The sequence below is a fragment of the Virgibacillus halotolerans genome (assembly GCF_016908515.1).
Classification (GTDB): Bacteria; Bacillota; Bacilli; order Bacillales; family Amphibacillaceae; genus Virgibacillus_M; species Virgibacillus_M halotolerans.
Map to the genome: position 1 here is coordinate 1 of NZ_JAFBEA010000006.1, position 15,931 is coordinate 15,931.

Sequence of the window (15,931 nt, forward strand, 5' to 3'; positions counted from 1 at the left end):
TACGTGAATGAGATCTTTTAGACATACAAAAACTCCCCTTAAGGAAAACAGATTTTATTTTTTAATCTGTCTACCTTAAGGGGAGCATATCAGATTGATAGAGCGAGGTTTTTCCGGTACTAAAATACAATTTATAAAAACAGTAAACCGATGGCGATTGGGAAGAAGCTATAGAGCAATATCATGACACAAAACCCCATGATATCACGTACTTTTAAGCCTGCAATTGCAAGTAAAGGTAATGCCCAGAAAGGCTGAATCATATTTGTCCAAGCGTCTCCCCACGCGACAGCCATCGCTGTTTTCGCGGTATCAACGCCAATTTCAAGGGAAGCTGGTATCATAATTGGTCCCTGGACAGCCCATTGACCACCACCGGAAGGGACGAAGAAGTTAACCAATCCAGCACTGATAAAGGTAAACAACGGGAATGTGAATTCATTCGAAATACTGACAAACCATAATGACATTTGTTCAGATAGCCCAGAAGCAACCATCATCCCCATTATTCCAGCATAAAATGGGAATTGGACGACAATCCCCCCAGCATTTTTCACTGCACCTGTAATACTATCTAAGAATTTACGCGGTGTTCCATGGAAAATAATACCGAGAAATAGCATGACAAAGTTGACAATATTAATATTTAAGTCAAAGCCGTTTTTGGCAAAATAATAGATTGCAAAAATAATACCGAATATTCCTATTAAAAGAGAAACAACTTTACTGTTTTCCAGTCGGTCCGCAGGTGTTGCTGTTTCTTCCGTTTCTTTCGGTGTGTCCTCCAATTCATCTGTCTCTTGTAGTCTCCAAGCCGCTGGTTTCGAGTCACTTAACGTGTCCCTTGAATTCATTAGAAAACGGTTAAGTAGTGGTAAAGTTATGAGCAAAAAGACAACAATAAAGATATTAAAACCACTGAACATGGTATCTTTTACGGGCACAAGTCCCATTGTATCCTCCAGAAAATGTCCGGGTGTAGCAATTAATAATGGGATTGATCCGGATAAACCACCATGCCACACTAAAAAGCCACTGTAAGCACTAGCCATTAGCAAGCGATAGTCGACAGAAGGAACACGCTTTGCAACATGGATAGCTAATAGCGCCCCAACGACCAGTCCGAAACCATAGTTAATCAAACAGGCGATGGCTGCGACAAATGTTACTAATAAAATAGCTTGCCCCGGGGTATGGGCAAGTTTACTAATCCTTGTTAGAAGCCTTTTAACAACGGGGGTGCTTGCCAGGATATAACCAGTAACAACAATAAGTGCCATTTGCATTGAAAACTCAAGCAGGTCCCAAAATCCGTCACCCCAAAACGTAATCATTTGCAGTGGTGAACTGTCAGTGAAAAAAGTACCGAGAAGGAATACGGCAAATGTTAAAATAACTGCAAATAAAAACGCATCAGGTAAATAACGTTGTACCATACGATCAAAAAATCTGGTGAGTGCCTTCATAATTATTTCCTCCATTTCAAGAAATTCAATATAGGTTCTATATTAACGCAAAAGTATTTTCATTGAAATGGAAATATTCAAACCTGCATGAAATTAAATCTAAAATAATAGCGACATATACGAAAACAATCTTCCTTATTTAAATGATTGCGTTTACGTTACATGATCTATTTTTTATCTTGGAAATTACTACAGGATGGTGATTATTAGCCGATAGATAGAATAGGTACTTATTACTACTTCTGTGAATGTTATTTCATACTTGTCGAAAGTCTGGCTACAAGAATAGTCTTCCATGTTTCATTATTTGAAGCTGTTTGTACGCCGACTATTTATTACTGGATTGATAGAAAGGAAGAATGAAATGGACACAAATGAATACATGGGAATATTCCTTGATGAATCTCGTGAACATTTACAGGCTGTAAATGACAACATTTTAAAATTGGAAAAAGAACCTGAAAACCTACAAATCGTGAATGAAATATTTCGATCTGCCCACACATTAAAAGGAATTGCAGCCACAATGGGTTTTGATGATATTACCTCATTGACCCACCAGATGGAAAATGTATTGGATAAAATTCGCAGTAATATGCTTTCTGTTTCTACCGATCTCATTGATATCATCTTCTTGGCAGTTGAACATTTAGAAGAGATGGTGGATGCGATTGGACAAGGTAATGATGGAAAAAAAGATGTATCCGACTTAGTAACGCAATTAAAACAAATCGAACATGGAGATTATATACCTGAAATGGCGGCTGTATCCGAACAAAATATTCCGATACAAATGAATTTGGACGAATATCAAATCGCCGTTGCAGCACAGGCGAAAGAGCAGGGATATGAAACCATTCAAATGACTGTGACCTTTGCCGAGGACTGTGTAATGAAAGCAGTTCGGGCATACATGGTCTATGAGGTACTGGAAAGTAAGGGAGAATTGATGAAGACAATCCCTGCTGCTGATGAAATGGAAACGGCTGATTTTGAACAAGGTTTTTCAGTGGTTTTACTGTCAACGGAAAGTGAAGAAGTGATTCAATCTGCGGTAATGCGTGTCTCGGAAGTTAAACATGTGGCAATTGCCAGCTATTCATCGGAGGCTTCAGAGAAATCTATGGCTGACGATACACCGGGTAAAGTCAACAGATCCGATGAAGCGGAAGGGCAGCACGAAACTGGAACAACCTCGAAAACAATTCGCGTAAATTTGGAACGAATTGATGATTTAATGAATTTGTTTGAAGAAATTGTTATTGACCGAAGCAGATTGGAGGTCATTGCCAAGGAAATAAACCATCCAGATTTAACAGAAACGGTTGGACATATGACTAGCGTTTCAGAGGATATGCAGGAGCTAATCTTAACGATGCGGATGGTTCCGGTTGAGCAAGTCTTTAACAGGTTTCCAAGGATGGTTAGAGGACTTGCCAAAGAGTTGGATAAAAAAATAGACTTAGAAATTATTGGTGCGGAAACCGAGTTAGACCGTACTGTTATCGATCAAATCGGTGACCCATTAGTTCATTTGATTCGAAATGGCATTGATCACGGTATAGAATCACCCGCTACGCGTATCTATGCAGGGAAATCAGAGGTAGGGAAGCTTATTTTACGTGCCTACCATAGTGGAAACCATATATTTATTGAAATTGAAGATGATGGCGCTGGGATAAATCGTAACAAAGTAGCTGCAAAGGCACTTGAAAATGGCATCATTACTGCAGAACAATCGGCTCATTTTACAGATGATGAGGTCGCGCAATTGATATTATCGTCCGGGTTCAGTACTGCGGATCACGTATCAGATATATCTGGCAGGGGCGTAGGTCTGGATGTTGTAAAAAATAAGATTGAATCACTGGGAGGAAAAATAACGATCGAATCGCAGCAGGGGTACGGAAGTAAATTTTCCATTCAATTACCTTTAACCCTTTCCATCCTATTGACACTATTAGTGAAGGTGGAACAGGAAACCTATGCGATTCCATTGTCATCGATTATTGAAACAGCACTGCTGACAGAGGCGCAAATTCTGTATACACATGGTCAGAAAGTGATGGACTTTCGTGGTAGTGTCGTTCCACTTATATCCTTAAAGGAAGTTTTTCAAATACCAGGTGATAGAAAAGTTGACCAACAGTACCAATCGGTTGTGATTGTAAAAAAAGGGGAGAAAATGACGGGGATTATGGTTGATTCATTTATTGGTCAACGTGAAATTGTATTGAAGGCTCTAGGAAATTACCTTGGAGATATTTTTGCTATTTCAGGTGCCACCATTTTAGGTGAGGGACAAGTCGCTTTAATTATCGATCCAAACGCATTAAGTAAATAAACATAGGGGGCATGGAAATTGGAAATGACAAAATATATTGTTGTAAAGCTGAAAGAACAATCCTATGGCGTAGATGTTCAAAAAGTACTTTCTATTGAACGATTAGAAGAAGTGACGGAGGTGCCGAGAAGCTCTCCGTTTATTAAAGGGGTCATCAATATCCGTGGCGAAACCACACCGATTATAGATCTGAAGGAACGTTTACATGTTGAAGGAACGGAGCCAACTGTGGATTCCCGTATTTTAATTGTGACAACAGAAGGTACCCAGATCGGATTAATTGTTGATTCTGCAACAGAAGTAATTGACATTGACCCTGCGGTAATTGAGCAGGCACCTGGAATTATTGGCGGTGTACATGAAATTTATTTGAAGGGAGTAGCCAAGGTGGCGAATAAACTCTTAATATTATTGGATCTGGAACGGATTTTAGATCTTGATGAATCCAATGAAATACAGGAAGTGATTGCAGACCAACATTAGATTTTGCTGGTATAACAAATTTTGAATAGAAAATTAAATAAAAGGTGGATCATGGATTGAAAAATATTATAAGTTTTAAAAGTATTAAACAGAAAATGATATTTGGTTTTTCACTAGTTATTTTACTTGTTATTATATTGGGGGTTTATAATTTTACGGTAGTAAAATCGAATACGAAAGATGCAGAAAGGATAGCAAACCAAGAACTTCCACTTTTAATGGCAAACCAGGGGCTCTTAAATTCCCTTGCTAATCGAATCGCTGCGGCACGTGGTTATGTGTTACACGGAGGGGATTATAGAGCCGAATTTGAGTCATATACGGAAGATGGCAAGCATTTCGAGCAAATCATTAGGGATATCGAAGTAACACCTGAATTTGAAGCATTGATGAAAAAAACGATTGAATGGCGTGAGTATGTCACGGACGAAATATTCGCCGCGTATGACCAAGGAGAGCATGAAAAGGCACAGCAATATTTAGCGGATACGAAGCAAACTGTAAATGAACTTTTGGAAGGATATCAAGATCTGGCAGCGAGTCGGGAAGAACGTATAGAACAGGTGGAAAAGGATGTCATAGATGAAGGAAAAACAACGATTGTTATTGTAACTGTTGTAACTGTTCTAGTTATCGTATCTAGTTTGGTCATTGCACTGATTACTTCCAATATGATATCAAGACCGCTGAAAACGGTAATGGATCGAATGAAGTCCATTGCACAAGGGGATTTAAGCTTGGAACCATTGGAAACAAAATCCCGTGACGAAGTAGGTCAGCTAGTAGTAGCAACCAATGAAATGAGCAATAATACGCGTGATTTACTGAACAAAATTAATGCTGTTTCTGAAACGGTAACAAGTCAAAGTGAAGAACTGACCCAGGCAGCGAATGAAGTAAAAGCAGGTTCTGAACAAGTGGCAATTACCATGCAGGAATTGGCAACAGGTTCTGAAACGCAAGCCAACAGCGCAAGTGACATTGCTGCAATCATGGGAACATTCGCAGTCAAAGTTCAGGAAGCGAATGAAAACGGCGGACGTGTTCAAGAATACTCTAACAATGTTCTTGGCATGACAAACGAGGGAACAGAAATTATGGATGCAACGACTGGTCAGATGGCTAAGATTGATCAAATTGTACGTGACGCTGTTGAAAAGGTACAAGGGTTAGATAGTCAATCACAGGAAATATCTAAGTTGGTTTCTGTTATTCAGGGGATCGCGGATCAGACCAATCTGTTGGCATTAAATGCTGCAATTGAGGCGGCTAGAGCGGGCGAACATGGTAAAGGATTTGCAGTTGTGGCAGACGAGGTGAGAAAGCTTGCTGAACAAGTTTCTGTATCGGTAACGGATATCACTGACATTGTAGCAGGTATACAACATGAAACGGAGATTGTAACCAAATCACTGCATACCGGGTATGCGGAAGTTGAACAAGGAACAATACAAATTGAAACGACCGGAAATACCTTTAAAGAAATCAATTCCGCTGTCCATGAGATGGTAAGCAATATTCAATTGTCTTCAGAAAACCTATCCGAAATTGCGGCTAATAGTCAGGAGATGAATGGATCGATTGAGGAAATTGCATCCATCTCTGAAGAATCAGCAGCAGGCGTGGAGCAAACTTCCGCCACGACGCAACAAACAAGCAGTTCCATGGAAGAAGTTGCCGGAAGTTCTGAACAGCTTGCTAAATTAGCTGAAGAGCTAAATGGATTGGTGAACCAGTTTAAACTATAACTAAATGTAATTTTATTAAAAATAACTACCATGCGATGCATCATGGTAGTTATTTTTTATCTCCGATTGTCGGGCAGTTAACCCCCTACTAAATGACGTTTCGCTTTATAATGGTCCACAAATCAACGAATCATAATTAAAAGTCTCCTCGAATACAATGTTTTAAATTTATATAAACGGGAATATTGAAGTCTATAACATTGATGATTTAAAAGAATATTGGTCTATTACCAATATTTAGATGCAGGTTTACTTCAAAATGGGACTAAAGGGTGTTGACTTTCAAGCTCATCTTGACGTATAATTAATAATCGTTCGTAAAATAAATTTGGCATGAGAAAATGAATAACAGAACTTAAATTTATGAGGTGAAGAAAGTGAAGAAATTTTTATCAACAAAGATGGGATTCTTTGCGATCACTCTGGCACTTTTTTGGATAAAAACGTATATTATATATTCAGTAGAATTTGACCTAGGTGTCAGCAATGGAATGCAGCAGTTTCTATTATTCTTTAATCCACTTAGCTCAGGATTGATTTTCCTGGGACTTGCATTATTTGCAAAGGGTAGAAGAGCTGGTGTATGGCTAATTGTCATTGACTCCATATTGACCTTCGTATTGTATGCGAATGTTATCTTTTATCGTTTCAATAGCGATTTTATTACGATTCCTACGCTGCTGCAAACAGGTAACTTTGGCAGTTTAGGTGGTAGTATTGTAGATTTAGCGATGGTCCATGATTTGTTTTATGCCGTCGATTTAATCTTCCTGATTGTATTGTTTGTAAAAGTTAAAGCAAATTGGTCCGTAACACGTATGAAAATACGTAAACCATTTCTAGTGTTAATTGCTGGTGTTATTGCATTTACAGTTAACCTTGGTTTGGCTGAAGCGGATCGTCCACAATTATTAGAGCGTACATTCGATCGTAATTATGTGGTGAAATACCTTGGTGCATATAACTTCTTGATTCATGATGCAATTGAGAGTGCCAAGACGTCAACAAGACGGGTATTAGCCGACAGTAGCGATATTACAAAAGTGGAAAATTATACAAAAAATAAATATGCAGAACCTAATGCTGAGTTTTTTGGTAAAGGGAAAGGTAAAAACGTTATTAAAATACACCTTGAATCTTTCCAGTCGTTTTTAATTGACTATGAATTACACGGTGAGGAAGTTACACCTTTTCTAAACTCATTGGTGAATGAAGACAAGGACTACACGTACTTTGATAATTTCTTCCATCAAACAGAGCAAGGGAAAACAGCGGATGCGGAATTGATCATGGATACGTCGTTATATGGATTGCCACAAGGTGCTGCGTTTGTAACAAAAGGAAACAATACGTACCAAGCGTTGCCTGCAATCATGCATCAACAACAAGACTATACAACCGCGGTATTCCATGGTGATTACAAATCATTCTGGAATCGTGACGAAATATATAAACAACTGGGAATCGATGAATTCTATGATGCTAGTTATTACGATATGAGTGATGATAATATCATTAACTATGGCTTGAAAGATAAACCTTTCTTTGAAGAATCGATGCCATTACTAGAAGATATGGATCAGCCTTTTTATGCACACATGATGACACTAACACATCATCATCCATATCTCATTGATGAAGATGAAGCGAGTATTGATCCAGCTGAAACCGGAGATGGTTCTGTTGACCGTTACTTCCAGACGGCTCGTTATATGGATGAAGCTTTGGAACAGTTTATTAATGACCTGAAGGAATCTGGCTTGTACGATGATTCCATTATCATGTTATATGGTGATCATTACGGTATATCAGATAACCACAACCGTGCGATGAGTGAGATTATGGATGAAGAGATTACACCACTTAAAAATGCTGAGTTACAGCGCGTGCCGTTTATCATCCGAGTCCCAGGTGTGGAAGGTCAAGGTACCAATCACGAATACGCTGGTCAAATGGATGTGATGCCGACACTATTGCATATTTTAGGTATTGATGCACAGGATTATATCCAGTTCGGTACAGATATGTTCTCAAAAGACCATAAGGATTTCGTACCATTCAGAAATGGTAGCTTCATGACACCGGAATATAGTTTAGTAAATGATGTATTCTATGACAATGAAACGAAAGAAAAAATTGAAGAGCCAACGGAAGAAATGTTAAAACAAAAAGAAGAAGTATTGCAGGAACTAGAACTTTCAGATGAAGTGTTATATGGAGATTTGTTACGATTCTATACACCAAACAAGGATTGGAAGCCAGTCGATAAGAATGATTACTTCTATGGCAAGCAAGAAAATGAAGAGCACGAACAAGAAGAACAAGACCAACAAGATAAATAATAATAATGTGGGGTGCTGACGATTGAACCGTCAGCACCTTTATTTATGGCTAAGTAGGATTCTAGATAAACTGATCGAATAGTTAAAAATATAAAACATTTTTTGTATTCTCCCTCCATATGCATTACAAGTAATAACAAACTTTACATATACTAAAAGTATACAAGCAATATAAGCTTGTTCGTATATGATAAATCAGAAAATAATTTTTGCAAACAAATGTTCTGTTTAGGGGTTATTTTCTTCCATTTTATGATATACTAAAATATAGATAATGTTCTTTTAGGATTGGTTGGCTAGCCCTGCTTAAAGAGAAGGGGGTGATGCAATTGACCATTTATGAGGTTTTTGTGGTGCTGTTCGCATTCGGTACCTTTCTGATTGCATCCTTAGCACTCGTGATAAAAATGATCAATAAAAAATAGACCTCCCTATAAACCTGTGAAAATTTGCTGGGAGAGGTCTATTCTCTGGATAGCCGATTCCCTGAAGGAACCGCTTATCATTTGGCCACAGTTACAGCTGTGGTCTTTTTTAGTATATGCGACAATCTACCTATAGTATACCACAAATATAGGTTTTGAAAATGGAAAACGTGTCAATGGTGGATGTATTTTCGAATAAAAGTCATTTGTCCTGTGGTGTTGTTTGAAATGTTTCTATTATATGCTATCGCAGGTCAATTAGAATCCCATCCCTTCCCACCTACTTGGGTATATGCTATATTTGTAGAAACAAGTTTTTTGGAGGCAGCAGTTTTGGAAATAGAGAAAGAAAAAGAACAATCAAATCGAATGTACGCGTTTTTGTTAGTAGCCGGTATTGTGTTTGTTGCATTTAATTTAAGGCCATCGATTACATCAGTTGGCCCGCTTATTGGTATCATACGTGATGATGTTGGGTTATCGAACTGGAGTGTTGGTCTTTTAACGAGTTTGCCGTTAGTTGCATTTGCGATATTGTCACCAATCGTTCCAAAGATTGGGATACAACTGACGAATGAAAGGACCATGTTGATCGGCTTAATTTTACTTTTGATTGGGGTTAGTGTTCGCTCCGTTTCGATGGTATCATTTCTTTTTATTGGTACTTTGTTCATCGGTTTAGGCATCGCAATTTGTAATGTGCTTCTACCTGGTGTGATTAAAGAGAAATTCCCTACGAAGGTTGCATTAATGACGAGTGTTTATTCCACTTCAATGGGGATTTTTTCTGCCATTGCTTCTGGTCTGAGTATTCCATTTGCTGTAGGAATGGGATTGGGGTGGCAGATTAGTTTATTGATCTGGGGGATACCAGCTTTTATTGCAATTATAATTTGGATTTATATTGTAAAGAAAGATCGTAAGCAGAAATCAGTCGATGTCAGTTATGTACATACTCCAGGCAATCGGACTTGGAAATCCCCATTAGCTTGGCAGGTTGCTGGTTTTATGGGGCTGCAATCCTTCTTATTTTATGTAAGTGTGTCCTGGATTCCGGAAATTTTGCTTGATTATGGGGTAAGCATTTCTACAGCTGGATGGATGCTTTCATTTATTCTGTTTATTGGGCTTCCGGCAAGTTTTATTGTGCCTATGATTGCTGGGCGATTTAAATCGCAAAGCGGTATTGTGCTTGTCATGGGGCTGTTCTCCATTACAGGATATGGTGGATTGTTGCTAGGTAATTCATTTACTGTCATGGTGATTAGCTCGATATTGATTGGTATTACATTAAATGGAAGCTTTGCTTTAGCATTGGCATTTTTAGGCATGCGCGCACGTAATGCGAAGCAAGCTGCTGAACTATCAGGAATGGCACAATCAATTGGGTATGTTTTAGCTGCTATTGGACCTATGTTCATTGGTTACTTATATGATCTGACAAACATGTGGACCGTACCATTATTAACGTTGATCGGTGTAGCGTGTTTCGTTATTTTATTTGGTATGGGAGCAGGAAGAGATAAATTTGTGCTAGACGAAGAAAATTAAACCTATATTGGAAGTGAAATAATGCAACAGGATATGTATACGATCCGCGATTTTTATTTTTGGAAAATCACAATCAGTTTGGCGTTGGCATCATTATTTATATTTGCCTGTATGTATTCGGTGCAGCCACTTCTACCTGTTTTTGTAGATGAATTCGAGGTGTCTGTTTCCGAAGCGAGTTTAGCCTTATCTATGACAATTGTCGGACTTATTATCGGCTTAATCGTCCTTGGTTTTTTATCAGACCGGATGGGACGTGGTATGTTCGTTAAGCTTTCTTTAGTGGGATCGATTCTCCCGTTTATTGTGATCCCGATGATTGATTCCTTTGCGGTTCTCGTTATCTTGAGGTTTGTTCAAGGCTTTGCATTAGCCGGATTGCCAGCAGCATCCCTTGCGTATTTAAGTGAGGAGATTGATCGGAAAAGTGTTGGTGTTGCAACGGCACTCTATATTTCGAGTAATGCATTAGGCGGTATGATTGGTCGTGTATTGACAGGCTATATTACAGATCATTACTCCTGGGAAATGGCTTTTTACTTTTTAGCTGTAGCTGGAGTAGTTATCTTAGGAGCTGTCTGCGTGATGTTACCCAAGTCACGATATTTTCAATCTAGTAACCTACCATTTCGTAAAGATATTGATGGTTTTTTGTTTCATTTAAAAAATCCTGCATTAATACTGGTTTTTGGGCTTGGTATTGTGCTGCAATTTTCCTTTACAGGTATTTGGACGTATTTGCCATTCCATCTACAAAATGAGCCATTTTCATTGTCCTTACAAGCCATTTCCTATATGTTTTTTGCTTATGGCTTGGGTGTAGTTGGTTCACCAATTGCAGGATGGCTTGCAGGTCATTATGGGCTAAAGCGAATTCGCGTGATTGGTATCATCATTTTATCAATTGGAATATTTTTAACATTAAGCGCTTCGATTTTATTCATCGTTATTGGGCTATGTGTCACCTGTCTCGGTTTCTTTACAGCGCATTCTTTAACAGCAACTGCTGTTAGTGAGGGGGCAACACACCATAAGGGAAGTGCATCGAGTTTATACCTTGTAGCTTATTATATTGGGGTTGCGCTTGGTAGTTCGATGATAGGTCCATTATGGGGTATCGCAGGTTGGACAGGCATTGTCCTTTTAACTGGTGCGCTACCTTTGATCTATTTGTTGTTTATTCAACTGGCATCAGGGCGCACAAGAAAACGCGGGGTCTGATGTGCCGAATTTAAAAAAGTGGGGAAAATCAATGTCGTGTCAAATGATTTTCCCCACTTACTATTATTTAAATGAATCCGGCATTATGTTTAAGTCAATTCCCCAAACAATTGGGATTAAGAAGTATATGGCAGCTGTAACAAGTATAATGCCGAATATATTTAAAACAAATCCAGCCTTTGCCATATCGGGTATCCTTAGATAGCCGGAACCAAACACAACCGCATTTGGCGGTGTAGCGACAGGCAGCATGAATGCACAAGAAGCGGAAACAGCTGCTGCAACCATCACACCAAGTGGATGGATATCCAAAGCTAGCGCTAATGATGCCATGATTGGGAACATCATCGAAGCAGTCGCAGTATTGGATGTGATTTCTGTTAAGAAAATAACAAGCGTTGTTACAACGGTGATGACAATGAGAATGTTCATTCCTTGTAACCCAGATAACTGTCCACCAATCCATTCGGAAAGCCCGGATTCTGTAAAACCGGCTGCAATCGATAGACCACCACCAAAGAGTAATAGAATTCCCCATGGTAGTTTCATTGTAGTATCCCAGTCCATCAAGTGTCCCCCTTTGACATTTTTAGATGGAATAATAAATAAAACAAGTGCCGCCACAATTGCAATCGTAGCATCTTCAATATTTTCGTTAACAAACGTATTCAAAATAAATGTGCGTGAAATCCATGCCAATGCGGCTAAAATGAATATAACGAATACAACTTTTTCTTCATAGGAAGCTACACCAAGCTTTTTCTTTTCATTATTGATCATTGATTTTCCGCCAGGCATTTTCTTGATCTTCAATGGAAATGCGATTTTCGTTAAATATAACCAAGTGAAAATAATAAAAATCCAAGCTAATGGAACACCAAATAGCATCCATTTTGCAAAAGACAGGTCATAACCATAGATGTCGTTGATTGCTCCGGCAAGTAATGTGTTCGGAGGTGTACCAATAAGGGTTGCGATTCCTCCAAGTGAAGCGGAATATGCGATACCTAACATTAAAGCCTTGCCAAACGCAAAATTCTCTTTAGACGTATCAATTTCTGGTTTATCTGCTAAAGCTTCAGAAATTTGATAAATAATTGCCAGCCCGATTGGTACCATCATCATCGCTGTTGCGGTATTGGAAATCCACATCGATAAAAACCCGGTTGCAACCATAAAGCCAAGGATGATCCGATCCATGTTTGTTCCAATCATTGCAATGATATTTAATGCAATGCGTTTATGCAAATCCCATTTTCCCATTGCTAAAGCGATTACAAAACCACCCATAAATAAGAAAATCGTATCACTGCCATATGCAGATGTGGTGGCACCCATATCTAATCCACCCGTCATCGGAAAAATGATTATGGGTAACAGCGAAGTCGCCGGGATCGGTATAGCCTCTGTCATCCACCAAACGGCGATCCAGATAGTACTTGCTAAGATGGCAAGTCCTTCCTTAGAAAGTCCTTCTGGTGAAACGAAGAGTAGTGTTAAAACAAATAATAGGGGTCCTGCAATCAATCCGAACAGTTGTGCAGGCTTATAACTGCGTTTATTGTTGCCGTTGTCACCACCGTTTCCGCTCACAGCTTGCGCATTGTTACTTGATGATCCTTTCGCAAGTTTTGACGTATTTGGTTTAACAAAAAATCTAAATAAGTCCTTTACTTCATCATGCTTGTCCCACAGCCAGTTCCATGTCGCAGTAATCATATGCCTTCCTCCTCCACTGATAGCGTACTAACCATTAGTATAACAAATTTTTCGATAAATCAAAAATGATGCATTTAGATATTAGAAATAGCACACTGAAATATGCTATGATTCAGATATTGTAAAAGGGAAGGGGGAGCATATGATGTCTATTTTATTACAACCGATTGGAGATGGCGCACTTAAGGTTACTTTTTCAGAAGCAGTTTCACCTACACTAAACACAAAGATTCAACTGTTTGATGAAAAGCTTCTGAAGGTGGAAATTAATGGTGTTGTTGAATCGGTTCCAACTTTTAATGCTGTGACGATTTATTATGAGCCGCATCTGGTCTCCTATCATAAGCTTAGTGAGAAGATCCATGATTTACATAGAGAGTTCATCGAAGAGGAGTATTTACCGCTGCGTCTAATCCATATTCCGGTAGTATATGGTGGGAAATATGGTCCAGATTTGCAAACGGTAGCGGAGCACAATCAGTTGTCGATCGATCAGGTTATTAAGAGACACCAAAATGGGGAGTACCTTGTATACATGCTCGGTTTTTTACCTGGATTTCCCTACCTGGGTGGATTGGATAAAACAATTGCAAAGCCAAGATTGGAGGCGCCACGAGCAAAAACATTTGCTGGATCTGTAGGGATTGCTCATGAACAAACAGGTATATATCCGGTTGATTCACCTGGTGGGTGGAACATAATCGGGAAAACACCGATTCAATTGTTTGATTTTCATCATGAAACGTCTCCATTTTTATTTCGGGCAGGGGATCGGGTGCGTTTTCACAGCGTGTCAGAAGGTGAATATGAACGTATTACAGCCCAAGTAAATGCGAAGACATATCAAGTAAATATAGAGAAAGGTTGATTTGTGGTGGTGAAATATATGGATTTAAATTGTGATATGGGGGAAAGTTTTGGGGCATACACATTTGGAGCTGACGAGCAGCTGTTGGAACATATTACTTCGGCGAATATTGCTTGTGGGTCACATGCTGGTGAGCCAAATGTGATGGATAGAACGGTTCAATTAGCAAAACAATATCATGTAGCCGTTGGCGCACACCCTGGTTTCCCGGATATTGCAGGATTTGGGCGTCGTATGATCGAATTCTCGCCGGATGAAATCTATCGTTTGGTTGTTTATCAGGTCGGTGCGCTACAGGCATTTTGTAAGATTCACAACGTTAGGATGCAACATGTAAAACCACATGGTGCATTATACAATGTGGCTGGTCATGATCGTGATACCGCGGATGCGATTGCCCGTGCGGTTTATGACCTTGATGATTCATTAATACTGTATGGTTTAGCTGGAGGTGAATTGCTTGATGCCGGACGGGCAGTCGGGTTGCGTGTTGCATCAGAGGTCTTTGTAGATCGCACATATCAGCCGGATGGGAGCTTAACTCCCCGGAAGCATGCCAATGCCATGATTGACGATCTGGATATCGCAGTGGCGCAAGTAGAACGTATGGTTAATGAGGGTGTGGTGAAGGCGATAAATGGAGAATTAGTCGCGATCGAGGCCGATACTGTCTGTATACATGGTGATGGTCCACATGCCGTTTCATTTGCTGGAAAACTTAGTCATGCACTGAAGGCAGCGCATATTAATGTAAAATCCTTTTTATGAAGAAAAGCGTTATAATAAACAGCAACATCATTTGAGGTGGTGATAAAATGCAAGCTAAACCAATTTTTAATGTAATCAAATCGGGAATCTTAACAACCTTTCAGGATATGGGACGCACTGGTTATCAACGCTATGGGGTGCCGGTTTCTGGTGCGATGGATAGATTTGCATTGCAATACGCTAATATACTTGTGGGCAATCAACGTAACACGGCTTGCTTGGAAATAACATTGATAGGTCCTGCGTTAGAGGCAAGTATGCCACTTACGATTTCGATCACCGGCGCCAACCTAGAACCGAAAGTAAATGGAAAAGTGAAACCAATGTGGCAATCCTTTCGTATGGATATTGGTGACAAACTTACATTTGGCAAACATCAGTCGGGGGTTCGGGCATACCTTGCTGTTACAGGTGGTTTTGAAAGCCCGGTAATATTTGGAAGTCAATCGACAGACCTGAATAGTGGATTTGGCGCAAAACTGAATGAAGCAGATACAATTAAGGGGTTTCCAATTGACGGTAAACATGGTGTTGGTTTGTCAAGACAATGCATACCTACATATGAATCATCGGTAGAAGTGGCTGTTGTGAAAGGACCCCATACAGACTATTTTACCGAATCAGAGATAGATCATTTTTTTGCAACGACATATCGGGTTGATTCTAGTTCTAACCGGATGGGTTACAGACTAAATTCACCGCAAAGTGTTCTAGAAAGTAGCCCCAATATTTGGTCTGATGCGGTTCCATTTGGCGGTATCCAAATCCCACCAAATAATCAGCCGATCATATTGATGGCCGATCGGCAAACAACGGGAGGCTATCCACGGGTTGGAACAGTTATTTCCAGCGATCTTCCAAAAATCGCACAGCTGATACCGAACGGAGAAATCAGGTTTTGCCCAGTATCGATTGAAACTGCACAAGAGCGTGTAATCGAATCAGAAAAACAGTTGGCTGCGTTCGCTCAGTTTCGAAGCCATTTATAAGTTTTTA

Annotated in this window: 12 protein-coding genes; 10 read left to right on the forward strand and 2 right to left on the reverse strand. The window is 39.5% G+C overall.

The annotated features are described in order from the left end of the window. Nucleotides 1-131: 131 nt before the first annotated feature. The gene (locus JOC34_RS14070; protein WP_205137414.1) at nt 132-1,466 is read right to left on the reverse strand and encodes a short-chain fatty acid transporter; all 1,335 of its coding nucleotides are present in this window, start codon (nt 1,464-1,466) and stop codon (nt 132-134) included. 364 nt (nt 1,467-1,830) lie between these two features. On the opposite strand from JOC34_RS14070, the gene JOC34_RS14075 reads away from it, so the two are divergent. The 7 genes from JOC34_RS14075 to JOC34_RS14100 all read left to right on the forward strand — a co-directional run bounded on the left by JOC34_RS14075 (nt 1,831) and on the right by JOC34_RS14100 (nt 11,580). After that, a complete protein-coding gene (locus tag JOC34_RS14075) occupies nt 1,831-3,810 on the forward strand; it encodes a chemotaxis protein CheA (RefSeq protein ID WP_205137415.1) in 1,980 nt (659 codons plus the stop codon). 24 nt (nt 3,811-3,834) lie between these two features. Next, entirely contained in the window at nt 3,835-4,293 is a 459-nt protein-coding gene (locus JOC34_RS14080; RefSeq protein WP_205137637.1) for a chemotaxis protein CheW, read from the forward strand. A 56-nt stretch (nt 4,294-4,349) separates the two neighbouring features. Further along, entirely contained in the window at nt 4,350-6,041 is a 1,692-nt protein-coding gene (locus JOC34_RS14085) for a methyl-accepting chemotaxis protein (RefSeq protein WP_239544437.1), read from the forward strand. A gap of 377 nt (nt 6,042-6,418) precedes the next feature. After that, complete coding sequence (ltaS, locus tag JOC34_RS14090; protein ID WP_205137416.1) at nt 6,419-8,383, forward strand: lipoteichoic acid synthase; 1,965 nt, start codon at nt 6,419-6,421, stop codon at nt 8,381-8,383. A 323-nt stretch (nt 8,384-8,706) separates the two neighbouring features. Continuing rightward, nucleotides 8,707-8,808, forward strand: a complete 102-nt coding sequence (locus tag JOC34_RS21830; protein ID WP_239544439.1) for a putative holin-like toxin — start codon at nt 8,707-8,709, stop codon at nt 8,806-8,808. Nucleotides 8,809-9,177: 369 nt separating this feature from the next. Further along, nucleotides 9,178-10,359 (forward strand): CynX/NimT family MFS transporter, encoded by a 1,182-nt coding sequence (locus tag JOC34_RS14095; RefSeq protein WP_205137639.1) that lies wholly within the window; start codon nt 9,178-9,180, stop codon nt 10,357-10,359. A 21-nt stretch (nt 10,360-10,380) separates the two neighbouring features. Further along, a complete protein-coding gene (locus JOC34_RS14100) occupies nt 10,381-11,580 on the forward strand; it encodes an MFS transporter (protein ID WP_205137417.1) in 1,200 nt (399 codons plus the stop codon). Nucleotides 11,581-11,643: 63 nt separating this feature from the next. Here the strand turns inward: JOC34_RS14100 and JOC34_RS14105 are convergent, their stop codons facing one another. Further along, nucleotides 11,644-13,299 (reverse strand): SLC13 family permease, encoded by a 1,656-nt coding sequence (locus JOC34_RS14105; RefSeq protein ID WP_205137418.1) that lies wholly within the window; start codon nt 13,297-13,299, stop codon nt 11,644-11,646. Nucleotides 13,300-13,444: 145 nt separating this feature from the next. Between JOC34_RS14105 and pxpB the strand changes: the two genes are divergently transcribed. Genes pxpB through JOC34_RS14120 form a run of 3 tightly spaced genes read left to right on the forward strand, consistent with a single transcriptional unit; the run spans nt 13,445 to nt 15,924 of the window. After that, entirely contained in the window at nt 13,445-14,167 is a 723-nt protein-coding gene (pxpB, locus tag JOC34_RS14110) for a 5-oxoprolinase subunit PxpB (RefSeq protein ID WP_205137419.1), read from the forward strand. A 9-nt stretch (nt 14,168-14,176) separates the two neighbouring features. Then, entirely contained in the window at nt 14,177-14,935 is a 759-nt protein-coding gene (locus JOC34_RS14115) for a 5-oxoprolinase subunit PxpA (RefSeq protein WP_205137640.1), read from the forward strand. A gap of 47 nt (nt 14,936-14,982) precedes the next feature. Next, complete coding sequence (locus JOC34_RS14120; protein WP_205137420.1) at nt 14,983-15,924, forward strand: 5-oxoprolinase subunit C family protein; 942 nt, start codon at nt 14,983-14,985, stop codon at nt 15,922-15,924. The last annotated feature ends 7 nt before the right edge of the window (nt 15,925-15,931 follow it).